Origin of the sequence: Mesorhizobium sp. M7A.F.Ca.CA.004.12.1.1 (assembly GCF_003997835.1) — a bacterium.
Lineage (GTDB): Bacteria > Pseudomonadota > Alphaproteobacteria > Rhizobiales > Rhizobiaceae > Mesorhizobium.
Genome location: NZ_RZRK01001419.1, coordinates 1 through 654 on the forward strand (window position 1 = coordinate 1; position 654 = coordinate 654).

At 61.3% G+C, this 654-nt stretch carries 1 protein-coding gene and 1 pseudogene; both read left to right on the forward strand.

The genetic code is table 11. The features are described from left to right. Positions 1 to 441 (forward strand): PLP-dependent transferase (locus EN984_RS36785; RefSeq protein ID WP_206517591.1); only part of this gene is annotated, 441 nt, incomplete at its 5' end. Positions 442 to 470: 29 nt separating this feature from the next. Continuing rightward, positions 471 to 654 (forward strand): annotated as a pseudogene (locus tag EN984_RS36790) (sugar ABC transporter substrate-binding protein); the annotation flags it as partial.

Genomic DNA, 654 nt, shown 5'->3' on the forward strand with positions numbered 1-654 from the left:
CCGTTCGAGGCGTGGCTGTTGCTGCGCGGCCTGCGCACGCTGCCGCTGCGCCTGCCGCACCACATGAAGAGCGGCCTGACCATCGCCGAACGGCTGAAGGCGCATGCCAGTGTCGAGCGGGTCAACCACCCCATCTATTCGAACCACCCGGGCAAGGCGACGCTGGCCGGCTATGCCGGTCTGTTCTCCTTCGAGGTGACGGACGATATCGACATCCCCGTCTTCGTCGACGCGCTGAAATATTTCCGCATCGGCGTCAGCTGGGGCGGGCATGAAAGCCTGGTCGTACCGGCCAAGGCGTCGCTGGAGCAGACGCCGGGCCTGAATTCGATGGCGCGCTTCGGCGTCAGCCCCCGAACCATCCGCTTCAATGTCGGATTGGAGAGTGTCGAAGACCTGTGGGCTGACGTCGCCCAGGCCTTCGAAAAAGCCAGAAAATAACAAGCGGGTTCAAAATGGGAGTCTTGAACATGAAAAAACTGACCGTCATGCTGGCCACCGTTGCGGGGCTGGCGATTTCCGCCGGAAATGCCGTGGCCGACTCGACACTGAAAATGGTCGAAGTCATCACCAGCCCGCCGCGCACCGAATTCCTGAAGAAGCAGATCGCCGAGTTCGAAACCGCCAATCCGGGCATCAAGGTCGAGCTTATCT